Below are 22,174 nucleotides of genomic sequence, written 5' to 3'. Positions count from 1 at the left end.
TATCCGCGACGGGTCGTCGTGGAGTGCACCCCTACCTTGCGGCGTCGGAGATCAGCCGAAGATGGGACTCGCCAGCCAGCCGTAGTCGAGGCCGACCCACCCGGCGACGGTGTTGAGCGCGCCGAGAACCCACAGGGTGGCGATGACGATGGCACAGGTTGCGAGCCAGAAGACGGCCTGTACCGACCAGTGTTGCCGACCGATCCAGTCCATCCAGGCGTCGTATTTCGCCCGCGCGAACTTCAGCAACCGGTGCGCCCAGTCGAACTCGGACGCCAGGATGCCCAGTCCGAGGAACACGATGAGCCAGCCCGGGCCCGGGTACGGGATCGCGACGATTCCGCACAGCAGGACGATCGTGCCGATGGTCCCGACCGCGATGCGGTACATGCCGTGCCACTTCGGGTTGCTGCGCACGACGTAGCGACGATGGCGTGCGCGGATGCGCAGGCGATGCCGGAGAGACCCGCGGTCCGCGTCGGCCGACGTCCGCGCGCCGCTCGGTGTGGACGTCTCGTTCACTCCGGACTCGCTCGCCCCCTGTGTCGGCATCGTCTCCCACCTCGTTCATTCGGCCCGCTGCGCACTTCGGCCCGGTGTTCGTCTCGGCCTGGAAAGTGACGTCCAGGCTACGCGATGCAGGTGTGGGCCTCCGGCGTCGGCAGGGTGGTCGAGCGGCGCCGTCGCCTCCGCCGCGCGCCGTCGATCAGAGTCGCGGACACGGTGACCGCGAGAAGCAGCGGATAGCAGCCCGAATACAGCACGACGAGCAGATCGCCCACGACGGAGTCGTCACCGTTTCGCGGCATCATGAAAAGCCCCAACGCGATGGCGTGGTCGGAGGTGAGGTACGGCCCGCTGTCCCACCAGTGCCGCCACCAGGTGAACGTCAGCGTCGCCACGCCGGCCGGCGCGAGCCAGTACCACCACGTGCGAGCCGTACTCCCCCGCCGCATCGCCAGATCCAGCGCGACGACGAACAGCGGCACGCACCAGACCCAGTGATGTCCCCACGCGAAGGGTGAGACCGCACACATCGTCATCCCGACGATCGTGGCCGCGAGGAGGTCGCGACCGTCGCGGTGGGCAACCACCGCGGCGAGCAGTCCGAGCGCGGCGACGACCAGCGCGAGCGGGAGCCACAGCCACGTCGGCGCGACGAAGACGGGCCCGCCGGGTGCAGGCTCGGCGAACCGCCCGATGTCGAAGTGGGACAACATCTGCGACACGAATCCGCGCACCGACTGGTTGGCCGGCGAGTCGGCCCGGCCGATGCGTTCGGTGTCCGTGAGGTGGCGGGTCCAGTAGGCCCACGAGTCGGCGGGGACGGCGAGGAATCCGATCATCACGGTCGCCGCGAACGTCGCCAGCGCCGTGGCTGCCGCGCGCCACTGGCGGGTCACCAACAGGTAGACGACGGCGAACAGCGGTGTCAGTTTGATCCCGGCGGCGATGCCGATGGCGACTCCGCGCCACCGCGATGTCGTCGAGAGGAACACCAGGTCGACGAGGATCAGGGTCATCACCAGGAAGTTGACCTGTCCGAGCCAGGTGGTGGTGCGGATCGGTTCGAGGGCGGTCGACGAGATCGCTAGTAGGGCGGCAAACGTGATCAGGCGACCACCGGGCCGGTAGTGCAGGCTCCGTAGGCACATCCCGATCACGCCGGTGAGCGCGGCGAAACCGATTGTCCACCAGACGATGTTGGCGACGGCCTCGGTGAGCAGAGCCAGCGGGACGAACACGACCGCAGCGAACGGCGGATAGGTGAAGTGCAGACGCCACAGGACGGGTGCGTCGTACAGCGGACCCGCGTCGAGCACGGTGGCCGCGCCCGCGCGATAGACGCGGGCATCAGTGGCGTTCTCGAAGAGCCCGTAGAACGGGTTGGTGATCGGGAACGCCGCGATGTGCCAGGCGATCACCCCGACCGCGACGACGGCCGCCACGACGATCGCCGCCATCGGGATCCGTGCGGGCACAGAACGAGACGACTCCGGCGATTCGACGGCAGTCTTCGCGGCCACGCGGCGAGCGTACGCCCTGTCTGTGAGCTGCATCACGCGCAACGCCGTGGGGCGTGGTCGGTTGTTCGGTGGACAGCTGGATCGCGACGGTCCGTGCCGGACTACCGTTGTCCTCGGTGGGTGACGAGATCACCTTGGGGACGACACCATGTCATCACTACGAGCAACCCTCGGAGTCGTACTGGTCATCGCGGCATCGTCGACGCTGACCGTCACATGCGTCGGGGAAGGCATCGAGCCGGTCGCGATGACGCGCGACACCTCGTCGAGCACCGCCGACGGTCCGGTTCCACCGATCCACATCGCACTCGAGACCACGTCCGAGGACGTGCGCCCGCGGCTCGACCCCTGGCCACTCCCCGACGACACTGCGCTCCGACCCGACCAGCGGCGAGTCGTCGACATACTCGTCGACCTCTCGACCGGGACCGACGGTGAGGAGCTCGCGCAGCGGTCGACCTGCCGCGTTCTCGACGGCATCCAGTCACCGCCGGCCGACGCGCCGGCCTGGCAGGCGCGCATCGTCGCCACGGTGACGATGCGACACGGTTACGCGCTCCTCGCCGCGCCGTTGCAGCGGTCCGCGGACGCCGCGGTCGTCGTGCTGGCCCGGGCTCTCGACGACGTCGATGCGGTTGCGGGACAGCCATACCGGCCCGTGTTCGTTCAGGGATGCAGTCCATACTGACGCAGGTCGGTGATGCCGAACGGACGAAACGCTGGTGCGGCGATTACCACTGCCACCGCAAACCGGCGCTGCTCGACTGGCGGCAGGTGGCGATGCCGTCGGTCTGGTAGACCATCGCGCGAGCACCGAGCTTCGGGCAGGGTGTGCCGATTCGGACCTTGGGCGCACTGGTTACTGCGTAGCTGCGCCAGAACCCATCGCCCTCCGGCGAGCAGTACAGCGTGCCGTCGGCAGAGTCCATGCCGTACTCGTGCTGATAACAGGGTCCGCCTTCGCGCTGAACCGAAGACGGTGCCGCCGACGCCCCGCCGGCACCCGCTAGCAGTCCTCCGCTCAAAGCCATCGTGACGAGGATTCCGGTGATGAGTCGCTTCAGCGAATGGCTCGCGGTCGCACGACGTCGAGAGGCTGTGAGCAGCGAGACCGGCAGCGAGACACAGCAGTCCGAGCCCGGTGGGTCGAAGTAGGTTACGCCCCAACACAACCCCTCCACGGTCGCCGTTGTGCGTCGACCTAGAGCCGGTAGCCCTTTGTTCAACCCCTTCGTAGTCTAAGTCTTAGACCCTAAAGCGACACGGAGGCAACGGATATGGGCAACGGACAGACAGTCGGATACGTGCGAGTGAGCACGCTCGACCAGAACACAGCACGACAGCTCGACGGGCTGCAGCTCGACAGAACGTTCACCGACCACGCGTCGGGCAAGGACACGAAGCGGCCTCAGCTGAGCGCGTGCCTCGACTACGTCCGCGAGGGCGACACGCTCGTGGTGCACTCGATGGACCGTCTCGCGCGCTCGCTGCGCGATCTGCTGCAGGTCGTCGACGACCTCACCGAGCGCGGCGTCACCGTGCAGTTCGTCAAGGAGGACATCACCTTCACCGGCGACGATGCAGACCCGTGCGCGGTCCTCATGATGCAGGTCATGGGAGCGGTGGCCCAGTTCGAGCGCTCGCTAATCGTCGAGCGCCAGCGCGAGGGCATCGCCGTCGCCAAGGCCGCAGGCAAGTACAAGGGCCGCAAGCCCTCGCTGCACGACGAGCAGGCCACAGAGGTAGCCCGACGTCTCGACGAGGGCGAGTCGGCAGCCGCGCTGGCACGCGACTACAGCGTGAACCGCTCGACGATCTACAACGCACGAGACCGCGCGCTCAGCTCGACACCGGCCACGACTGAGGCCCAGATCTAGTACTTCCCGTACTTCATGCGGCCAGGCTGTTGATCTTCTCGCTACGAGGGTGTAGAACTGATTGCGGGAAGCGCGCCCACGCCAGTTCATCAATCACAATCAAGGAGCAAGACCATGGCGATACTCGTCAACACCGGAAAGACCGTGAAGGCCGACATGTCTGACGCCGACAGGACCCACTACACAGTCGGAGTCTGGCCCTACCACCGCGGGCAAACGCTGCCCGATGTCGAGCAGTACGCAGACGTACTGCTCGGCGTCACTCACGGAGTCATCACCTTCGGCGCGAACGCCGAACGCGTGGTGCCCGCCGCGAGTGACCCGAACCGCTGGGAAGTGATCCCAGCGCCCACGACCGAACAATGGGTTCAGGACCTAGTCGGTCAGCGAATCGCACCCGAGTTCGCCTGGAAGCCTGGTCAGGGATGGCCGGTGAAGCTTGTCGACACCGATGCGCTTCGAGAGGCGCACCAGAGTGGTGACCCCGAGGTCGCTCTCGGGTCGTACCGGCTGACGCTCGACTCGGACGGCCTCGCGCACCTCTACCTGCCGCGAGGAGGTGACGTCCGAGTTCATGCAGCCGCGTAGCCGACTCAGTACTCGCACCCCAGCTCGCTAGTCTCTACCTCGATTCGCCGTACAGGTTCTCTACCTTCGGGCCGGTCGGATCAGCACAGCACAGCCCCGGGTTTCTCCTCGATCCCCGGGGCTGTGTTGTGTTCTGACCCAGTCCCTCCCGTGCTGTCGACTCGTCGAGCGCGGCCCAGAGCCCGGGTGCGATGCACCCCCGCTCGCTACCGTCTGCGACATGACCTCAGCTACCGCACTCCCCACCGACCCGGCGTCGCTGACGCCTCCCCAATGGCAGGCACGACTGGCCGCGTTCGCGTCTCGGGGCGTGCCCGACACCGACCCGCGTGTCGAGCAGTGCCGCGCCGCGCTCGCCTACTGGCGCTGTCGGCGAGTCCTCGACGCCGAACGCGGACAGATCGCGCCCGCAAACCTCGACGACCTCGTCGAGCACCTGCGCGAGGCGGTGGCGACCGCATGAGGAACACCACGACCCGCCGCACCCGACGCGAGTTCGAGTTCTCGCCCCCGCCCGAGCACTCCCAGGACGAGCTGCGCGCCCGCCGACGCAAGAGCCTGCCCACCGTCTACCGTGCCTCGTTCTCGCTCAGTGGCGAGGTCGCGGCGCTGTGTGACCCTCTCGCGGCCCGCATCAGCTCTGGCGACGAGTCGACCACCCAGCGCATGACGCCCGCCGTCCGCGAGCTGGGTGCAGCTGTGGGCTCGGTCGTCGCAGGTATCGCCAAGCTGCTCGCAGAACGCGACGCCGCAGCACGGACGCGCGGTCTGCCCGTCGAGCAGCGTGGCGGTGCGCAGCATGCCCTGGTCACCCTCGCTGGCCGTCCCGCCGACCCTGAGCTGTCGTCGACCGACGTCGCAAGCGGGCAGTGGGTCGGGGTCCTCGTCGAGCACGCCCACACCTACGACGAGCGACTGAGCGACCTTCTTGGCCGTGCCCACCCGCCGTCCGCGTCCGCACTTCGTGGACGACCCAGCATCTCCGAGCGCGTCGAGGACCTGGTGCGCGAGCTGGACGGCGCAGCAAGTGAACTCAGCAAGCGCATCGACAGCGGTGAGTCCCTGACCGCCGCTAGCGCCCGCACCCTGACCTCGACGCGCTCGGATGCTGAGCAGCGAGACGCGCGGGCGCTACTCGACGGTCTGGGCATCGCTACCTGACTACCCGCTGCGATACGCGGGCGGCGTGATGGGAGTTCCGCCGTCTCGCGAGGTGCGTTCGAGGGTGATGGTCTGGCTTCGGGCCGCGTCACCCTCGAACGTCACCCGACGTCGCTGCTCTCGCTCGAATCTGACACCACGAGAGGACACCAAACGTCATGAGTGAGCTAGACATCGTCGCGGTTCACGAGGCTGGACACGCGGTTGCGTCGATGCTGTGGGACGGTCCCACGGTCAGCCGCTCAGCATTGGTAGCGGGTAACAGCCACCACGCAGGGCTGACCGAGTACGACAGCGACGACTTCGAGCTGCGCGCCGAGGTCATCACCGCTGGCCCCGTCGCGGAAGCCATGCACACGGCAGGCCATCGACCGACCACGTCTGACCTGTTCAGGGCGTTCGACGGGTACGGTCACCTCGACTACGCGACGCTCACCGCAAGTGGTCGACCGATCCCGACCGACGTCGTCGCACTGACCCTCGAACGCGTGTGCCCGCCGTGCTCGACGTCGCCCACGAGCTTTCGGTACGCCGCGAAGTCGGTCCAGGCACAGTGCTCGCCGCCCTCCGCGTTCCACGTGGGCGGCAGTGTGACTCCTACATCTCAGGACTCCGCACGGGTCTGCACTCGCTGCGGCGGTGAAGCAGTCAAGTGATACCGCCTCGGCGGTATCAACCCTCGTCGGGCGTCTCCACCGGCGGAGGGCCGCTCTCGGGAGCGATCTGAGCGTCAGTGGGCAACGGGGCCGAAAGTGATACCACCTCGGTGGTATCGCTTGCAGGAGTCGACTCGGGCACCTCTCGGAAGTGCTACCCCAGCGGGGGTAGCGTCGACCCGGCCACCTCGCGAAAGTGCTACCGGCTGACCGGTAGCGTCCCCCAGAATAGGTACCGCCTCGGCGGTACCGTCTGCAGAACTCAACTCGTCGAGCGCGGCCCTGCACCGCTGCCCGCTACCGTCGATGCCGACGCGCATGGAGCGCGTCACGGAGTGGCGCGGGAAACCTCAGGGTTTCTCAACTCCCAAGGCCGCTCCCGGTCCGCCGCCCGAGTCCCGAGAGGCCAATCGAAGGACTCAACTGGACCGGGAGCGGTCGCCACGCTCACAGCTGCCCAGCAGCCGACACACTGCCCCCGACGTCGGACGGCAGCGGCATCCGCAGCACCCGCGCGCCCTCGGCCCCTTCGCCATGCTCGTCGAGCCACACGGAATTGATGAAGCTCGGGACCCACGCCTGCGAGTCGTCGACCCACTGGAACCCCAGCAGCCGCTGAGCACCCATCGCGTACCGGGCTGCGTCTCGGTCGTCGAGCTGTGCGAGCGTCGCCCTGATTTCGTTCTCGCTGAACGGGGTTGCGCGAGCAACACACTTGGCGCACCCGCACTCGTTCGCAGCGACAGGCTGCGCCATCCCCCGCGCCAGCATCTCACGGCCAAGCGCCACGAGCCGACGTTCTGACCGACGCCTCACGCGGGCCTCCCCCGGTCGACACGCTGACGCAAGTACGCACCCATCGACGTCACGGGCGCAGGATCACCCAGCCGTCCCCGGGGAACCGCGAACTCGACGGGTCGCCCAGCTGTGTGTACGAGGACGTCGTGAGCGACGACCAGCGCGGCGAGCTGGTCGGGCTGATGCTGGCCCGCCTGCCACAGCACCGCCACATCTTCCAGGCCATGCAATTGGCCGGCGATCCGGCACGTGCCCGTCTCGATGGCCTGCAGCAGCGCACTCGACCGCGCGATGGCATCCCCACCACCGCGACCCGACCCACGAGGGGGCCACGAGGTCACCCGGGGCCGGTGTGCTGTGTGAGGGTGTGCGCGCTGGTAGCGGTCGAGCGCGTCCGAGACCACCCGCGTATAGGTCTCCCGCGCCGCGAAGCCCTCCACCGCGATCTCGGACGCGCCGACCTCGTGCGCGAGCTGGGTTGCCGCCCTCGCCCACTCGTCACTCGTCATCGGTGCCGACCGGTCCGCGATCACGGCTACGACTCCCTCGGTCGTGATCGACGCCGCGATGAGCCCGCAGCTGTCACCCCGACCGCTATCCGACGGGTCGACGCCGACCACCGTCATCACCGGCGACTGGGGAGCGTGCGCGAGTCGCCAGCGGTCGAACCATGTTCGCTACACCAACCCGCCCTCGGGAGGTGCGGGGACGCCCTGGAACAGTGCGTGCCACGTCCGTTCACCCACACTGGCGCGCAGGTCGTCGAAGTGCGCCAGGGTTCGTCCACGAGCACTCGTCATCGCCACCCCGGGCGCACGGCTCAGCGCGTCGGACACGCCAGCAGCCGCTATCGCCGGGATATTGATATGGGTCCATCTGTCGGGCTCCTCAGCGAGCAGCGTGCCCGCGAGGTCCTCGGGATGCCAGCGCGTCTGGATCAGCACCACACTCGCATCCGGCGACAACCGAGTCATCAGCGTGGAACGGAACTCGTGGATGACGCGGCGTCGGTGAGCGGCGCTGTCGGCCTCCTGCGCGTTCTTCACCGGGTCGTCGACGATGAGCAGGTCGGCACCAAACCCGGTGATGCCCGACAGGATGCCAGCCGCCAGCAGACCACCCCGCGCACCCTCCACCCGCCAGCGACCAACAGCCGTCTTGTCAGAGGCAAGCGTGAACCCGAGCAGCTGCGCGAACTCCGACACCAGCGCCCGCGCCTCGTGGCTGTGCTCGCGGGCCAGGTCGTCGCCATAGGACGCGAGGATCACGCGAGCGTCGGGGTCGTCGGCGAGCGCGCACAACGGCCCGCCCTGAGACACCAGCGTCGACTTCCCCTCACGCGGGGGCATCGTGACGACGTAACGGCCCCCGGGCTGTGTAATCGCTTCTCGCAGAACGTCAGAGATGAGCGCGATAGCAGGCGTCACCCGATAGCCGGGGACGATGCGCTGCGCCAGACCCGCAGGCGTCGGTGGACGGTGACCCTCTCGCTGCGTGTGCAGTGCTCGCACGCCGACCAGCGACGCCACGCTCGCATCCATCACCGTGCTCATACGAGCACCATCGGGTGGCTGCCCGCAGCTGCGTGCGCAGCTCGGCTGAACGAATCAGCAGGCGTGATGTAGTTGCGGCCCCGAACCTTGACCGTCTCGACCTCGCCACGCTCGACGAGCGCGACAAGTGCACCCAGACGCGGCCAGAATCCACCGGGCAGTGTGTCGCGGACCCGCGACCACGGGACCAGCTTCCCGGGCGGTGTGTGCGCGAGCGCCGCCAAGATCGCGGCCTCGTTCTCGTCGTAGTCGGACATAGCGTCGTCTCCTCGATCTCGTGCGTCGTCAGTGGACACGCAACGGGTCGAGGCATCTCCCGCCAGCGTCGAACACCACGGTAGAGATCGAGGGTGCACAGCACCGGCGCAGCGACGCAGCAGCGCCGTAGCTCTGCAGCAACGAGGCAGGGACAGAACCGATTACGGCGAGCCAGAAGTGGATACAGTCAAGTCGTTCCGCTCCTTCACATGCATCTTCAAGTTCTCGCGGTAGAACTCGTAGCGCTGGTGGTCGCTCAGCGCGTCCGCAATCTCCTGGTCAGTGAAACCAGCGTGCGACAGCAGACACAGACGCATTACCCAGATCGCCGAAGACTCCGCGATCATGCAGTCCAGAAAGTGCTGCTCGAACGACAATCCGGTCTCGTGGTGGGCCAGGTTATTTCGGACCTGTTTGACGAGCTTGTGCCAGTCGACAACGGGTTCCGTCACCCCGGGCGCGATCCCCTCGGCGGTCTCTTGAAGCTCACGGGCTCGCACCGCGTAGTGACAATCGGTACCCACTATTCGCTTGTGGATGCCCTCGATGAGCGAGCACGCCGTCAATGCTTGAACTTGGATCGCAGTGCCTGTGACGGGCTCGGCTACAGCAGACGACAACCCGTCCATCGTCTTCTCTATCGCCAGCCACCGTGCGATGCGCTCCAACGTCAGGAGCGACGGAGAGAGCAGGTTGTGTGAATCGGGCCACGAGGTTTTGCTCGGGTCCAGGTCTCGCGTCTTCACCTCCAACCAAGTGATGTGTCCCGGCTCGCGGACCTGCACCCGCAGCGGCGTCAGGGACGCGTCGACCGCCAACTGGACGAGTGCGATCATGGAGTAGACCACTCGCTGAGCGGAACGGAAAACTGTCGGTGAAGTCGGGCGAAACTCCAACCAAGTCAGTCCGTCCTCGGTGCGCTCGCACGTGACCTCACCAGCATCGCCCACCGCTGACCCGACGACGGGTAGCTGCGTCCACCATCCCGGGCTGTCGAGGATGAACCTAACGGCGTCGAGCTTGGTGGCATGACCCGCTGGCAAATGAGCGCCGACGATAAGGGTGTACGGGTCCCAGACCTGCTGCAGCGGCGGCGTCTCGAAGTCGAATAGATTCCTCGGGAGGTGTTGAAGATATGAGTCGACGCACGTCACGGCGCCAGCTTCGGTATCGCCAAGCAACACACGCGGGACGCCATCAGCAACAACCCGCGCTGGGTCGCCGGAAACGGTCATCGAGAATCCGTTCTCGGTGAACTCAACAGGACTTGCCAACTCGTCGATGACTCGCGACCTGAGCGTGAGCCGCGCCCGAGACCCCGGCTCCCAAGTCAGCGTTCCCTCAATACGTCTGGCGTCGTTGTCGGGCGACCAGAACTCGCCCGTGGTTTCCAGTGGTTCCACGCGGCCACAGTAGACCGGCTCACCGACAATCTTGTCCGTCTCGCTCGGGACTATTTTTTCGTCACGAGTACAGCGCAACGCGCCCTCGGGAGACAGCTCCTGCAACCACTACGACGAGTCAGTCGTCTGACCCGCGAGAAAGTCCTCTATCTCTCTACGGATGCGCGGTAGTTCTGAGCGTGTCACTGCCCCGATGCCGTGACCTGTACCCACGCCATCGCGACGCGTAATGATCCACCAGTACTCGTCGCCTGGTTCACGCGCTGAATCGTCCACCACAGGAAGGGTCACGCTGCTCTTTCGCTTGCGAGGCCGCAATCGCGGGAGGTCAATCTGATCGACACCCTTCACGCGCTCACGGCGGTTGCCCGCGTGCTCAACGACCAACGTCAGCTTATGCCGTCTCGTGACTCCACGCCCCGATGTCTCGACTCGGTACTCGACGAACTCGGCATCAAGCGCCGGGGGCTCGCTATACGCAGCACCCTGCACGCTCACACGAGGACTGATCCACGACTCCACCCACCACTTAAATCGTGTTCGACGGTCGAGGTGAGATCGAGTCTCACCCGGGAGGTTGAGCGTGACGCGACCCGAGCGGTACTTCTTCGTGCCGATCTCGACCTCCGCACGGACGACAAGCGGTGTGTCCCTAACATCACCGGCTGCCTCGTGCGCCAAGCGCTGCGTGTCGAAGTTCCATAATGCAGTGCCTCCGCGCGGCTCCAACGTGTAGGGACGCGCGGGGTTCGGAAGATCGTTGTCCGGCCCTGCGACCTGGTGGCTGTCGACGGAACGCAGAACCACGCTGCGCACGAGCGCAGAACCGCCTCCGTTGTTGTCGACACGGACCTGCACAGCCCCCCTGAGCGTGGGCTGACCGACAAGAATCACCGGCCCCTTGGCGGTGACTTTGAGTCGTGGCAACGTCGATCTGTATGCGACAACGGAAATTGCGGCGGCGATGAGCGACACCACGAGAGAAAGCCACTCGACCACCTGCACCGCCTCGGGATCACCGCGCGGGAACGCGCTGCTGTCGTGCAACTCTTGTGCAGAAAGTGCACGCTATTTGCACGACCACCTGCAAAAACGGTCTGACCTTGTGGTCCCGGCTGGGATCGAACCAGCGACCTTCCCGGTGTGAACGGGACGCTCTTCCACTGAGCCACGGGACCGTGTCGGGCGCCTTCGGTCAGTGCCGGGGGCGCCTGCGCACGAGCCAGAAGATTACACGGGTTGCGCAGAAGTCCCAAATCACCGCGGTGGGCCACGTCACAAACCCTCCTCCACAGCACGGGAGCGAATCACACGCTGGGGATTCACTCGCGGCCACGCCTCTGACCAGGCGATTTGGATACTTCGGAAACCATCGCGTAAGTTTCTCTTCGCACCGCGAGCAGCACGATCCACAAGATCGCTCGTGGGCATGCGGATGTAGCGCAGCTGGTAGCGCATCACCTTGCCAAGGTGAGGGTCGCGGGTTCGAATCCCGTCATCCGCTCGGCGCGAGTCGACTCGCATCTGGTGGTGTGGCCGAGTGGTGAGGCAACGGCCTGCAAAGCCGTGTACACGGGTTCGATTCCCGTCGCCACCTCCACAGCTGCACAATTCCATACCCGCGCGATTAGCTCAGTGGGAGAGCGCTTCCCTGACACGGAAGAGGTCACAAGTTCAATCCTTGTATCGCGCACCACGACAAAACCCCCGGATCGCTCCGGGGGTTTTTCGTTGGCTCATCGGCCTTTCAGTTGCCCGCCGACCACTCGTCCACGATTTCCCCCAACGACGCCGCCGACGGACCTGAGGGCGCCGGCAGCACCGTCCGCGAGAACCGCGGTGCCGGCGCGGGGGCGATTGCGTCGTCGACGCGCACGAAGGAACCGCGTTGCACCGCGATAGGGTCTGCGGCGGCCTCGTCGAAGTCGAGAACCGGTGTCACGCAGGCGTCCACACCGTCGAACACACTCCCCCACTCGTCGCGCGTACGCGACCCGAAGCGGGCTTGCAATGCCGCACTGATCACCGGCCACGAGGCCCGGTCCCACCGGTCGGGCAGGTCGCCGAGACCAAGGGTGTCGATCAGGTTCCGCCAGAACTTCTCCTCGAGCGCGCCGACGGCGACGAACTTGTCGTCGGCGCACCGATACGTTGCGTAGAACGGCGCCGAGCCGTCGAGTAGGTTGCCCTGGTCCCGAGACTCCCAGCGTCCGGCGGCCTTCCACGACCACTGCAGCGCGCCGAGCAGTCCGGCACCGTCGACCATGGCGGCGTCGATGACCTGGCCTCGGCCGGTCCGCGCGCGGTCGTGCAGAGCGGCCAGCACGCCGACGACGAGCAACATCGATCCCCCGCCGAAGTCGCCGACGAGCGAGAGCGGCGGCACCGGCGGCGCACCGGTCGGACCCATCGCCTCGAGCACACCGGTGACCGCCAGGTAGTTGATGTCATGTCCGGCGCTCGCGGCACGATCCCCGTCCTGACCCCACCCGGTCATGCGCGCGTAGATGAGTTGCGGTGCGTCGGAGCAGATCTCGGGACCCAGGCCGAGGCGTTCCATCACGCCCGGACGGAAGCCCTCCACGACGATGTCGGCGCGCCGGATCAGCTCTCGGATGCGGGCCACGTCGTCGGGGTCCTTGACGTCGGCGTCGACCGTGCGTCGCGACCGGTACAGACCGGCGTCGGCATCCGGGATACCGTCGGGCCCGGGCAGATCGGGGCCGGGCCGCCGGATCCGGATGACGTCGGCGCCGAGATCGGCGAGCAGCATGCAGGCGTGCGGGGTCGGCCCGAGTCCGGGCATCTCGACCACCCGCACGCCGGCGAGTGGTCCGCTCACGACGTCGGACGATGGTGGAGAACGCCACCGATCGTGAAGTCGACGTAATCGCGGACCAACTGGTCGACATCGTGAGAGTCGTTCAGCCACCAGCTGATCCCGTTCATCAGGTCCAGCACCGCGATCGCCGACTGGTGTGGATCGCGGACCTCGAACAGCCCCAGTCGGGCGCCGGCGGCGATCACATCGCGAATTCGACGCTGGTAGTACTTCCGATAGTCGGTGACCACCCGTCGGTGCTCGGGTGTCAGCGCCGACAATTCCCGAAGGGCGACAAGGTGTTCCACCCGGTGCCGCGCCAGACGCCGGACGTGGGCCTCGATCAGGTTCGTGAGCCGTTCGACGGGACCACCCTCGGCATCGAGCAGCAGCAGGTCCTGCTGGGGATCCTCGGTCATTCGTAGCGCGATGGCGTAGAGAATTTCCTCTTTGGACTGAAAGTGGTTGTACAGGCTCGCGCCCCGCATACCGACCGCCTGGGCGATGTCACGCATCCCCGCGTTGGAGTAGCCGTGATCGGCGAAGTAGCGGGCCGCGGCCTCGACGATCTCGTCGCGGCGTCGGCGGGGCCGCCGCGCCGGCGGCGTCCGGTGTTCGTCGGTGGCCGCGTCGGCGTCGATCTCAGCCCTGACCGGTTCCATAGGCCTTCCTCAACTCGCGCTTGAGCAGTTTGCCCTGAGCGTCGGTCGGCAACGCGTCGACCACGTGGACCTCCTTGGGCACCTTGTACGATGCCAGGTCGGTCCGGCAGTACTCACGGATGTCGGCGCCGGTGTGTTCCGCGCCGGCGCGGAGCACCACGAATCCGGTGACCGCCTCCGACCAGTACGGGTCGGGCAGCCCGACGACGGCGGCGCGCTCGACGTCGGGATGTGCCTGCAGAACTCGCTCGACCTCTTGCGACGCGACGTTGAATCCGCCTGTCTTGATCATGTCCTTGCGCCGGTCGCGGAAGAACAGGTTGCCGTCGGCGTCGATGCGCACGATGTCACCGGTGTGCACCCAGCCACCCTCGAAGACCTGCGCGGTGCGCTCGGGGTCCTTGTGGTAGCCGAGCATGACCGACGGTGTGCGGCACAGGAGTTCGCCCTCTTCGGCGTCGTTGCCGTCGGCGTCGACGACCCGGACCTCCAGATGCCCGACCGGCTTGCCGATCCAGGTCGGGTCCTGGTCCGGTACGTCCTCGAGTCGCCGGAACCAGCCGACGGAGCCGAGCTGGGTGAGTTCGGACTGTCCCCAGTAGGTACCCCAGACCGATTCCGGGGTCGCCGCGGCCCACGCGTCGACCGCGTGCGGCGACACCTGACCGCCGTAGGTCAGGCAGCGGCGCACCGAACCGACGGTGTCGGCTCCGAAGTCCGGGTGGTTGGCGAGCGCGATGAAGAAGGTCGGCGTCTGGGCCAGCACCGAGATCTTCTCGTCGCGGATCATCCGCAACGCCGTCGCCGGGTCGACCGCGGCCGGCAGCACCAGGGTGGCGCCCAGCAGCGTCAACGAGGTCAGCGAGCCGATCCCGGCGATCGTGTGGAACGGCATCACGTAGAGCCACACGTCGTCGTTGCGGCAGCGCAGCCCCCACGTGTACGCCGGCGAGGTGGAGATGAGGTAGTTCCGATGGGCGATCTCGACGCCCTTCGGCGTCGACTCGGTGCCGCTGGTGTAGACGATCATCGCGAGGTCGTGTTCGTCGACCTCGCAGTCGGGTTCGGAATCGTCAGCCGCCGCGACGGACTCGTCGAACGAGTTCCACGAGTTCGCCTCGTCGTCGCCGACGACGAGAACCGAGATGCCGAGACTGTCGGCGATGGGGCCGGCCAACGCGGACAGCGGCTGCTCGACGACGAGCACCGTCGGTTCCAGGTGCCGGAGCTGCTGGGCGACCTCGCCCTCCCGGAACATGGGACTGACGCCGGAATACGCGGCACCGACCTTGAGGGCGCCGTAGTAGGTGGCGACCGTCTCGACCCGGTTACGACTCATCACCGCAACGCGATCCCCGCGCCCGACGCCGAGGTCGAGCAGCACATGGGCGACCCGGTTGGCCATCGTGTTCAGCTCCGCGTACGACGTCGACGTACGTCCGCCTTCCGCGTCGTAGGCCACGATCGCCGGGGTCGAACCCTGGGACCGGGCCAGGCGACGCAGCTGGTCACCGATGGTGGCCCGGCCCAGCATCGAGGTCTGAGCGGGAGACAGGGCGCGCGTCGAGGGGTTCACGGCGGGGGCGCTCACGCGAACATCCGGTTGTCGAAGCGGTCGAGGAAGGCGATCTCCTCGACCGGGGTCCGGGACAGCTTGCGGGGGAAGTCGTCACGCGGATAGCCGACGGCGATGTGGGCGGCGGTGAGATAACCCTCGGGGATGCCGAGGAGGTTCTTCACCTCGTTCTCGGCGGCGCAGAGCAGGGTCGTCAGCGCAGTGGCCACGCCTTGCTGCCGGAGCGCAAGGGTGAGGTTCTGGACGCTCGGATAGATCGACGCCCCGCCGACGACGCTGAGCCTGCCCAGTTCGTGGTCGGTCGGGTGCAGTCCGTCCATCTCGGCGCACACCACGATCAGGGCGGGCACCTCGGCGAGGTGGTGCGCGAAATAGTTGGCGCTCTCCACGGTCTTGGGGATGGCGCCGACCTTCTTCGACCCCTCGACGACCGCGGCGTAGTAGCCCTCCCAGAACGGCAGGTACAGGTCGGCGAGAGCCTTCTTTGTCACCTCGTCGCGGACGACGACCCAACGGACGGGTTGGCGGTTGCCGCCCTGCGGGCCGAAGCGCGCGTCGTCGAACGCCCGGTACAGCACCTCGTCCTCCACCGGGCGGTCGCTGAAGTAGCGGCAGGTGCCCGTCGTGCGCATTGCCTCGCTGAGATCCATGTCAATCCTCCGTGCTCACTAACCGTTGTTAGTATGACTGAGGACACAGTGACACAGCTCGTTTTCGCCGTCAAGGCCCGTCAGTTCAAGCAAAACGCGGTGTTGACGACGCACTACTAACAGTGGTTAGTTTTATCCATGACATCTGTTTCGCTGCGTCCGGAGACGCGACCGACCACAGCGGAGATCCGGGCATTCGTGGCGGCGGGCAACATCCCGACCCTGCTCGCGGTCCTCGTGGAGATGACGGGTGACCACCGGTGGATGGCCGATCGATTCCGCCCGACGCGGAGCCGAGGCATGGACGACAACTCCTCGGGCGGGCTCGGAGAGGACGTCCAGCAGGAGATCCGCGCGGCGGTCGTCGACGCCCTCGAGGACTGGTACGACCGTGGCCGGCCTGCGCGGAAGCCGGCCGACGAGGCACTCGTCGCATCGTTGATGTCGTTCACCGCGGCCGAGCAGGTGGCCCCGGAATTCGCGCCGATGATGACCGAGATCGTCCGTGGCGACCTCCGGGATATGCATCTGCCGGCGTTGCCCGATGATCTCGCCACGTCGATGGACGCGCTGGTCATCGGCGCCGGTGTGGCCGGCATGCTGATCTCCACGCAACTCGCCGGAGCCGGCGTCGAGCACACCGTGCTGGAGAAGAACGACGAGGTCGGCGGCTCGTGGTACGAGAACCGGTACCCCGGCGCCGGCGTGGACACGCCGAGCTACCTGTACTCGATCTCGTCCTTCGACCACCCGTGGTCCACGCACTTCGGCAAGCGCGACGAGGTGCAGAGCTACCTACAGGCCTTCGCCGACCGGCACGCGGTGCGCGATCGCGTCCGCTTCGGCACCGAGGTCCTATCGGCTGCCTACGACGCCGAGACCCAGCGCTGGACGGTCCACGTCCGTAACCGCGAGGGCCACCAGGACACCCTGACCGCCCGGATCCTCATCAGCGCAGTCGGTCTCCTCAACCGCCCCAAGCTTCCCGAACTTCCGGGGATGGACGACTTCACCGGTCCGATCTTCCATTCCGCACAATGGCCGGACGAACTCGACGGGCCCGGCGCGCTCACCGGCAAACGGGTCGCCATCGTCGGATCCGGTGCCAGCGCGATGCAGATCGGGCCGGCCATCGCCGATCGGGTCGGATCGCTGACGATCTTCCAGCGCTCGCCGCAGTGGATCGCGCCGAACGATGACTACTTCGCCCCGGTCGGCGACGACGTGCACTGGCTGATGGACAACCTCCCCGGGTACCGGGAGTGGTACCGCGCACGACTGTCGTGGATCTTCAACGACAAGGTCCACTCGACCCTGCGCATCGACCCGGACTGGCCCGAGCCGACCGCGTCGATCAACGCCGTCAATCACGGTCACCGCGAGTTCTACCTGCGCTACCTGCGCAGCGAACTGGGTGACCGCGACGACCTCATCGACCTGTCGACTCCCGACTACCCGCCCTTCGGCAAGCGGATGCTGTTGGACAACGGCTGGTTTCGCATGTTGCGCCGGCCGAACGTCGAGCTGGTTCCACACGGCGTCGAACGGGTCACCTCCGATGGACTCGTCGACGGCACCGGCACCGCCCACGACTTCGACATCATCGTCTTCGCCACCGGATTCCACAGCGACCGCTACCTCTACCCCATGGACATCGTCGGACGCAGCGGGCAGAACACCGTCGACGCGTGGGGTGATCACGACGCGTACGCCTACCTGGGGATCACCGCACCCGACTTCCCCAACCTGTTCATCCTCACCGGGCCGAACACCGCACTGGGACACGGCGGCAGCTTCATCAGCATCCTCGAATACCAGGTGCGCTATGTCTGCGACGCTCTCCGCGCGATGATCGAGAACCGGCTGGGCGTACTGGAAGTCCGACGTGACGTCACCGAGGAATACAACGACGCCGTCGACCGCGCCCACGCGCAGATGGTGTGGACGCATCCGGCGATGACCAACTGGTATCGCAACCCCGACGGACGCGTCGTCGCCGTCCTGCCATGGCGGATCGTCGACTACTGGGCGCGGACGCGCAGTGTCGACCTCGACGATTTCGTCGCCGAACCCCTCGTCGACTGACGGGACTACCGTGGCTGTCATGACGCCCCTCATCTCCGCCACCGATCTCGCCGCCCGCCTCGGCGAGGAGAACCTCCGCATCGTCGACGCCACCGTCCATCTGACCTTCGATGCCGACGGCGCACACGTCGCCTCCGGTCGGGAGACCTATCTGGCCGGGCACCTGCCCGGCGCGGTTTTCGCCGATCAGATCACCGACCTCAGCGACCCCGACGGCGAGGCACCGTTCGCCGCAGCAGACTCCGCGCGTTTCGCCGATGCGGTCGGCCGCCTCGGCATCGGCGACGACTCCACCGTCGTCGTGTACGACACCGCCAACGGCATCTGGGCCACGCGACTGTGGTGGCAGTTCGGACTCGAGGGCTTCGACGACGTACTCGTCCTAGACGGCGGATACGCCGCCTGGACCGCGGCCGGCCTCCCGGTCGAGACCGGCGAGGTCACGACCACCCCGGCTTCGTTCACCCCGCGCCGCCGGCCCCAGCGGATCGTCTCCACCGACGAGGTCGCGGCCGCCACCGGCGAGTCCTCCGTCCTGCTGGTCAACGCGCTCGACCGGGAATCGTTCGCGGGCGGCCACATTCCCGGCAGTGTCAACGTCCCGTTCGCCGAACTGGTTGACGACGCGGGTCGGCTCCGGCCGCTCGAGGAGTTGCGCGAACTGTTCGCAGACGCCGGCGCCCTCGATCCGTCGGTACGCCCGGTCACCTACTGCGGCGGCGGGATCGCCGCCACCGCAGCGGCTTTCGCACTGCACAGCCTCGGACGCGACGACGTCGCGGTCTACGACGGATCGATGAACGCCTGGACCGCCGATCCGGCTCGCCCACTGTCGTGACCGATCCCGGTATCGCCGATGTCACCGTCGGGGTCGTGACCGACCCCGCAGCGGCGGCGGGAGTCGCCGAGGTCGCCGCCATCACGTTCCCGCTCGCGTGCCCGCCGCACGCCGCACCGGCCGACATCGAGAATTTCGTCGCCGACAAACTGCGGGAGAACACCTTTCGTGATCACATCGCCGATCCGACTGCAGATGTCCTGGTCGCGCGCGACGGTGTCGGCGGACCGATCCTCGGCTACGCGCTGGTGCTGCATGGCGATCCGACGCACCCCGACGTGTGTGCGGTCGTGACCGAGCGTCCGGTGAGCGAGATCTCGAAGATGTACGTGCTGCGCGACCATCATTCGCGGCAGGGCGCGACTCCGTCGCACCTGCTCATGGGTGCCGCGCTCGATCGCGCACGGTCGCACGGCAGCGCTCTGGTGTGGTTGGGCGTGAACCAACTCAACGTCCGGGCCCAGCGGTTCTACACGAAGATGGGCTTCGAACGCGCCGGCGTGAAGACCTTCACCCTCGGGGACAGCATCGAGCACGACTACGTGTTCACGCAGCGGCTGTGAGCCTTCGGTTCGATCGGACGTCGCACCTGGACTGGTGACTTCGGCCACGCGCTGTCAAGACACCACGCTTTCCGTGTGACCATTCGAGAGTGTCCGCAGAGCGTCATGCAGTAGTCACCGCGATCTCGGCGGCGGCCGCCGACGCCGGGATCGTGCTGGACCCTCAGCAACGGCTACTCGTCGATCGGCTCGCCGTCCTCGTTCCGGAGGGACGCCGGCGGACACGACGCTCGTCGGGCCCGCGCGGGCTTTATGTCCACGGTTCGGCCGGCCGGGGCAAGACGTGGCTGGCCGATGCCTTCTACAACGTGAGCCCCGTACCGAGGAAGACGCGGATCCATTTCCACAGCTTCTTCGAGGAACTCCATCGCCGAGTACACGAGCACCGGCACGACCCGCACTCGCTACGCCTGGGCATGGACGATGTCGTCGGCAACAGCGAGCTGTTGTACTTCGACGAGCTTCACGTGCACGACTCCGGGGACGCACGTCTCCTCATCCGATTGCTGGAGTACGTGCTCGCCCGCCGGATCACCGTCCTGGCGACGTCGAACTACGCCCCGGATGACCTTCTGCCGAACCCCATCTGGCATCACCTCTTCGAGCCCGGCATCACGCTGATCAAGAATCATTTCGACGTCCATCACCTGAACGGGCAGACCGACTACCGCACATCTCCCCGCGGGGACTCCGTCGGCTTCGCCGCGGGAACTTGGATCACAGTGCCGCCGTCAGGTCGCGTGTCCGAGACCACCCAGACAGTCGGGCTCACTGTTCGTGGGCGACGTTTCGAGGTCCACTCCGAGCGTGACGGGTGTCTGCAGGCCTCGTTTGCGCACTTGTGTGACGCGCCGGTGTCAACCATCGAGTATCTGACGTGGGCGCGAATGTATTCCCGATGGACGATCACCGACGTACCGACATTCGATGTCGCCGACGAGGAGGCGCAGCAGCGGTTCGTCAACCTTGTGGACATCCTGGTCGACGAGGACATCGCCGTCACGTTCACCTCGCCCCACTCCTTGCCCGACTTCTGCGCCGCCGCAACGGCCTACCGTCCCGATGCATTTCGTATGACCAGTCGTCTGCGGTTGATCCGCTCGACTCCGTAATCGCGGCGTTCCGCCGTCGTGGTCGAATCCCTGGCGTTTTCTTGAGTCGAACCAACTCAAGTTCGCGCCACATCACGGGACAACCGGATACTCCTGTGACTGAAGGTGCGTTCTCGTGGTAATCACGCCTCGATCCACACTCTCAGAGTGATTGCAGTGCAACAGTATTCATGTGCACAACCCCTGGCGCTCGCCAGGATGTTCGAGTACCTTGAAGGCATGACCGATCTCACACTGCTTCTCGATCAACTGGTCGACGCCGAGTCACCACCTGACGATCCCGCCGGGCGTGCAGCTTTCACCGAGCTGGAGACACTGCGGCTCCTGCGGAACGTGATCGATCACCGGATCGCCATGCGCTCAGCACAACTGGGGCGCCTACGGGTCGCTGAGCGAAACCACTCGACGCTACGGAGACTGCTGATCGAGATGGGCTTCGCGCCCGCTGTGGCCTCGCGAATCGTGCGGATCGTTGACAGACTAGAAGATCTACCCAAGGTTGCCGCCCACGCCGCCGACGGCCGTCTTTCCGCCGAGATCGTCGACGCCGTCGCCCGAGGCCTGGGTCACATCGAGAAGCGTTCGGCCACTGCGCTTGTCGACGACGACCGAGCCGCCTTCGAGACCGAGTTGATCACCCAGGCACTGTCCGGGGCCACGCCCGCAGAGGTGCTGCGACGTGCTCGAGCCCTCGGCAACACGGTTGCCGAGACCAACGGCGGAGTCCCGGCCGCCGAGGATCGGACACTCAATGCCGTCGTCCACAACGTCACCGACGATGGCCGGGTCGAGATCGCCGCCGACTTGACCAACGTCATCGGCGAGAAGTTCATCGCCATGATCGACGAGCGCTCCGTCCCGCGACCCGAACCCGACGGCGCCGGCGATCGCCGCTCGCCCGCAGAACGGCGCGCCGATGCGCTCGAACTGATCCTCGACCAGGCATGCCTGGGCGCCACCGTCCAGACCGCGGGAGCCCCACGCACACAACTGATCCTGACCATCCCCGCCGACGCCACCGACCTCGGCGCCCTGCCATGGACGGGCACCATCACCGACACCACCGCCCGCGCTCTCACGTGCGACGGCACCCTGACCGAGATCGTGGTCGACTCGGCCACCGTGCCCCTCGACATGGGTCGCGAGAAACGGGTCTTCCCACCGGAGTTGCGCAAGGCCGTGGTCGTCCGCGACGCGTGCTGCATCAAATGCGGTGCGCCACCCTCACATACCCAGGTCCACCATCTCGAGCACTGGGCGGACGGCGGAACGACCAGCCTGGACAACGGTTGCCTACTCTGCCAGCGATGCCACACGCAGGTGCACCATCATGGCTGGGACGTCGTCATGGGCTACGACCGACATCCGTGGCTGATCCCACCTGTCGAGGTGGACCCCAACCGAAAGCCGCTACCGGCCTACAACAGACGCACGATGCGCCTCGACGACGCCGCCTGAGTCACCGGACCTCACGACAACCTCGTCCACCTGCTGGTGGCACGTTCCTGCGCGGCCCCGAACCCGGGACCCTGCACGTACATTGAAA

The 22,174-nt window shown here is 66.7% G+C and carries 24 protein-coding genes and 4 tRNA genes; 14 read left to right on the top strand and 14 right to left on the bottom strand.

What is annotated here, in order from left to right; translation table 11 throughout:
- Positions 1-51 precede the first annotated feature (51 nt).
- Entirely contained in the window at positions 52-552 is a 501-nt protein-coding gene (locus tag AS181_RS03830; RefSeq protein ID WP_082652851.1) for a TIGR02611 family protein, read from the bottom strand.
- A 77-nt stretch (positions 553-629) separates the two neighbouring features.
- Positions 630-2,027 (bottom strand): glycosyltransferase 87 family protein, encoded by a 1,398-nt coding sequence (locus AS181_RS03825; RefSeq protein ID WP_231742243.1) that lies wholly within the window; start codon positions 2,025-2,027, stop codon positions 630-632.
- Between the two features lie 148 nt (positions 2,028-2,175).
- Here AS181_RS03825 and AS181_RS03820 point away from each other — a divergent pair, with 148 nt between their 5' ends.
- Positions 2,176-2,715: a hypothetical protein gene (locus AS181_RS03820; protein WP_058250255.1), complete on the top strand. Its 540-nt coding sequence runs from the start codon at positions 2,176-2,178 to the stop codon at positions 2,713-2,715.
- Between the two features lie 43 nt (positions 2,716-2,758).
- Here AS181_RS03820 and AS181_RS03815 read toward each other — a convergent pair whose 3' ends face one another.
- The gene (locus tag AS181_RS03815; protein WP_058250320.1) at positions 2,759-3,058 is read right to left on the bottom strand and encodes a hypothetical protein; all 300 of its coding nucleotides are present in this window, start codon (positions 3,056-3,058) and stop codon (positions 2,759-2,761) included.
- A gap of 246 nt (positions 3,059-3,304) precedes the next feature.
- Here AS181_RS03815 and AS181_RS03810 point away from each other — a divergent pair, with 246 nt between their 5' ends.
- From AS181_RS03810 to AS181_RS03795, 5 genes are all read left to right on the top strand, one after another.
- Positions 3,305-3,904, top strand: coding sequence for a recombinase family protein (locus AS181_RS03810; RefSeq protein WP_058250254.1), 600 nt, complete (start codon positions 3,305-3,307; stop codon positions 3,902-3,904).
- Between the two features lie 114 nt (positions 3,905-4,018).
- Positions 4,019-4,492: a hypothetical protein gene (locus AS181_RS03805; RefSeq protein ID WP_058250253.1), complete on the top strand. Its 474-nt coding sequence runs from the start codon at positions 4,019-4,021 to the stop codon at positions 4,490-4,492.
- Between the two features lie 220 nt (positions 4,493-4,712).
- Entirely contained in the window at positions 4,713-4,955 is a 243-nt protein-coding gene (locus AS181_RS24460) for a hypothetical protein (protein ID WP_082652850.1), read from the top strand.
- Complete coding sequence (locus AS181_RS03800; RefSeq protein ID WP_058250252.1) at positions 4,952-5,653, top strand: hypothetical protein; 702 nt, start codon at positions 4,952-4,954, stop codon at positions 5,651-5,653. The genes AS181_RS24460 and AS181_RS03800 overlap by 4 nt, the downstream gene beginning before the upstream one ends.
- 158 nt (positions 5,654-5,811) lie before the next feature.
- Positions 5,812-6,309, top strand: a complete 498-nt coding sequence (locus AS181_RS03795) for a hypothetical protein (RefSeq protein WP_058250251.1) — start codon at positions 5,812-5,814, stop codon at positions 6,307-6,309.
- A 447-nt stretch (positions 6,310-6,756) separates the two neighbouring features.
- Here the strand turns inward: AS181_RS03795 and AS181_RS03790 are convergent, their stop codons facing one another.
- From AS181_RS03790 to AS181_RS03765, 7 genes are all read right to left on the bottom strand, one after another.
- Positions 6,757-7,065 (bottom strand): hypothetical protein, encoded by a 309-nt coding sequence (locus AS181_RS03790; protein WP_139114186.1) that lies wholly within the window; start codon positions 7,063-7,065, stop codon positions 6,757-6,759.
- A 56-nt stretch (positions 7,066-7,121) separates the two neighbouring features.
- On the bottom strand, positions 7,122-7,733 hold the full coding sequence (locus AS181_RS25335) for a hypothetical protein (protein WP_231742241.1): 612 nt from the start codon (positions 7,731-7,733) through the stop codon (positions 7,122-7,124).
- Positions 7,734-7,784: 51 nt separating this feature from the next.
- Positions 7,785-8,660 (bottom strand): terminase large subunit domain-containing protein, encoded by an 876-nt coding sequence (locus tag AS181_RS25330; RefSeq protein WP_231742240.1) that lies wholly within the window; start codon positions 8,658-8,660, stop codon positions 7,785-7,787.
- Positions 8,657-8,917 (bottom strand): hypothetical protein, encoded by a 261-nt coding sequence (locus AS181_RS03780; RefSeq protein WP_058250249.1) that lies wholly within the window; start codon positions 8,915-8,917, stop codon positions 8,657-8,659. Before AS181_RS03780 ends, AS181_RS25330 begins: the two co-directional genes overlap by 4 nt.
- Before the next feature lie 162 nt (positions 8,918-9,079).
- A complete protein-coding gene (locus AS181_RS03775) occupies positions 9,080-10,321 on the bottom strand; it encodes a hypothetical protein (RefSeq protein ID WP_139114185.1) in 1,242 nt (413 codons plus the stop codon).
- A gap of 108 nt (positions 10,322-10,429) precedes the next feature.
- Positions 10,430-11,368: a hypothetical protein gene (locus AS181_RS03770; protein WP_139114184.1), complete on the bottom strand. Its 939-nt coding sequence runs from the start codon at positions 11,366-11,368 to the stop codon at positions 10,430-10,432.
- Positions 11,369-11,427: 59 nt separating this feature from the next.
- A tRNA-Val gene (locus tag AS181_RS03765) sits at positions 11,428-11,499 on the bottom strand.
- 253 nt (positions 11,500-11,752) lie between these two features.
- Between AS181_RS03765 and AS181_RS03760 the strand changes: the two genes are divergently transcribed.
- The 3 genes from AS181_RS03760 (at position 11,753) to AS181_RS03750 (ending at position 12,017) form a co-directional block, all read left to right on the top strand.
- Positions 11,753-11,825: transfer RNA gene (locus AS181_RS03760), tRNA-Gly, on the top strand.
- Positions 11,826-11,847: 22 nt separating this feature from the next.
- Positions 11,848-11,921 (top strand) — tRNA-Cys (locus AS181_RS03755).
- A gap of 21 nt (positions 11,922-11,942) precedes the next feature.
- Positions 11,943-12,017 (top strand) — tRNA-Val (locus AS181_RS03750).
- A 51-nt stretch (positions 12,018-12,068) separates the two neighbouring features.
- On the opposite strand, the gene AS181_RS03745 is transcribed toward AS181_RS03750, so the two are convergent.
- The 4 genes from AS181_RS03745 to AS181_RS03730 are packed head-to-tail and all read right to left on the bottom strand — an operon-like array spanning position 12,069 to position 16,030.
- Complete coding sequence (locus AS181_RS03745; RefSeq protein WP_058250246.1) at positions 12,069-13,163, bottom strand: CaiB/BaiF CoA transferase family protein; 1,095 nt, start codon at positions 13,161-13,163, stop codon at positions 12,069-12,071.
- Positions 13,160-13,804 carry a TetR/AcrR family transcriptional regulator gene (locus AS181_RS03740; RefSeq protein ID WP_058250245.1) on the bottom strand — a complete coding sequence of 215 codons (645 nt, stop codon included), beginning with the start codon at positions 13,802-13,804 and terminating at the stop codon, positions 13,160-13,162. Before AS181_RS03740 ends, AS181_RS03745 begins: the two co-directional genes overlap by 4 nt.
- Positions 13,785-15,395 carry a class I adenylate-forming enzyme family protein gene (locus AS181_RS03735; RefSeq protein WP_058250244.1) on the bottom strand — a complete coding sequence of 537 codons (1,611 nt, stop codon included), beginning with the start codon at positions 15,393-15,395 and terminating at the stop codon, positions 13,785-13,787. Before AS181_RS03735 ends, AS181_RS03740 begins: the two co-directional genes overlap by 20 nt.
- Complete coding sequence (locus AS181_RS03730; protein ID WP_058250243.1) at positions 15,392-16,030, bottom strand: nitroreductase family protein; 639 nt, start codon at positions 16,028-16,030, stop codon at positions 15,392-15,394. The genes AS181_RS03735 and AS181_RS03730 overlap by 4 nt, the downstream gene beginning before the upstream one ends.
- A gap of 138 nt (positions 16,031-16,168) precedes the next feature.
- On the opposite strand from AS181_RS03730, the gene AS181_RS03725 reads away from it, so the two are divergent.
- The 5 genes from AS181_RS03725 to AS181_RS03705 all read left to right on the top strand — a co-directional run bounded on the left by AS181_RS03725 (position 16,169) and on the right by AS181_RS03705 (position 22,086).
- A complete protein-coding gene (locus tag AS181_RS03725; protein WP_058250242.1) occupies positions 16,169-18,115 on the top strand; it encodes a flavin-containing monooxygenase in 1,947 nt (648 codons plus the stop codon).
- Between the two features lie 19 nt (positions 18,116-18,134).
- A complete protein-coding gene (locus AS181_RS03720) occupies positions 18,135-18,953 on the top strand; it encodes a sulfurtransferase (protein WP_058250241.1) in 819 nt (272 codons plus the stop codon).
- Positions 18,950-19,516, top strand: a complete 567-nt coding sequence (locus AS181_RS03715) for a GNAT family N-acetyltransferase (RefSeq protein WP_396275646.1) — start codon at positions 18,950-18,952, stop codon at positions 19,514-19,516. Before AS181_RS03720 ends, AS181_RS03715 begins: the two co-directional genes overlap by 4 nt.
- Positions 19,517-19,605: 89 nt before the next feature.
- Positions 19,606-20,628, top strand: coding sequence for a cell division protein ZapE (gene zapE / locus AS181_RS03710; RefSeq protein WP_058250240.1), 1,023 nt, complete (start codon positions 19,606-19,608; stop codon positions 20,626-20,628).
- 198 nt (positions 20,629-20,826) lie between these two features.
- Complete coding sequence (locus AS181_RS03705) at positions 20,827-22,086, top strand: HNH endonuclease (RefSeq protein ID WP_058250239.1); 1,260 nt, start codon at positions 20,827-20,829, stop codon at positions 22,084-22,086.
- The last annotated feature ends 88 nt before the right edge of the window (positions 22,087-22,174 follow it).

It is taken from the genome of Gordonia sp. SGD-V-85 (genome assembly GCF_001456905.1).
GTDB classification, from domain to species: Bacteria; Actinomycetota; Actinomycetes; order Mycobacteriales; family Mycobacteriaceae; genus Gordonia; species Gordonia hongkongensis.
This window is presented reverse-complemented; position numbering and strand designations above follow the sequence as displayed.

Coding starts and splice junctions, on each gene's coding strand:
- AS181_RS03800 (WP_058250252.1), top strand. CDS start 4,952: ATGAGGAACACCACGACCCGCCGCACCCGACGCGAGTTCGAGTTCTCG.
- AS181_RS03780 (WP_058250249.1), bottom strand. CDS start 8,917: ATGTCCGACTACGACGAGAACGAGGCCGCGATCTTGGCGGCGCTCGCG.
- AS181_RS03805 (WP_058250253.1), top strand. CDS start 4,019: ATGGCGATACTCGTCAACACCGGAAAGACCGTGAAGGCCGACATGTCT.
- AS181_RS03790 (WP_139114186.1), bottom strand. CDS start 7,065: ATGGCGCAGCCTGTCGCTGCGAACGAGTGCGGGTGCGCCAAGTGTGTT.
- AS181_RS25330 (WP_231742240.1), bottom strand. CDS start 8,660: ATGAGCACGGTGATGGATGCGAGCGTGGCGTCGCTGGTCGGCGTGCGA.
- AS181_RS03725 (WP_058250242.1), top strand. CDS start 16,169: ATGACATCTGTTTCGCTGCGTCCGGAGACGCGACCGACCACAGCGGAG.
- AS181_RS03795 (WP_058250251.1), top strand. CDS start 5,812: ATGAGTGAGCTAGACATCGTCGCGGTTCACGAGGCTGGACACGCGGTT.
- AS181_RS03730 (WP_058250243.1), bottom strand. CDS start 16,030: ATGGATCTCAGCGAGGCAATGCGCACGACGGGCACCTGCCGCTACTTC.
- AS181_RS03810 (WP_058250254.1), top strand. CDS start 3,305: ATGGGCAACGGACAGACAGTCGGATACGTGCGAGTGAGCACGCTCGAC.
- AS181_RS24460 (WP_082652850.1), top strand. CDS start 4,713: ATGACCTCAGCTACCGCACTCCCCACCGACCCGGCGTCGCTGACGCCT.
- AS181_RS03830 (WP_082652851.1), bottom strand. CDS start 552: ATGCCGACACAGGGGGCGAGCGAGTCCGGAGTGAACGAGACGTCCACA.
- AS181_RS25335 (WP_231742241.1), bottom strand. CDS start 7,733: ATGACGGTGGTCGGCGTCGACCCGTCGGATAGCGGTCGGGGTGACAGC.
- AS181_RS03720 (WP_058250241.1), top strand. CDS start 18,135: ATGACGCCCCTCATCTCCGCCACCGATCTCGCCGCCCGCCTCGGCGAG.
- AS181_RS03740 (WP_058250245.1), bottom strand. CDS start 13,804: ATGGAACCGGTCAGGGCTGAGATCGACGCCGACGCGGCCACCGACGAA.
- AS181_RS03705 (WP_058250239.1), top strand. CDS start 20,827: ATGTTCGAGTACCTTGAAGGCATGACCGATCTCACACTGCTTCTCGAT.
- AS181_RS03820 (WP_058250255.1), top strand. CDS start 2,176: ATGTCATCACTACGAGCAACCCTCGGAGTCGTACTGGTCATCGCGGCA.
- AS181_RS03815 (WP_058250320.1), bottom strand. CDS start 3,058: ATGGCTTTGAGCGGAGGACTGCTAGCGGGTGCCGGCGGGGCGTCGGCG.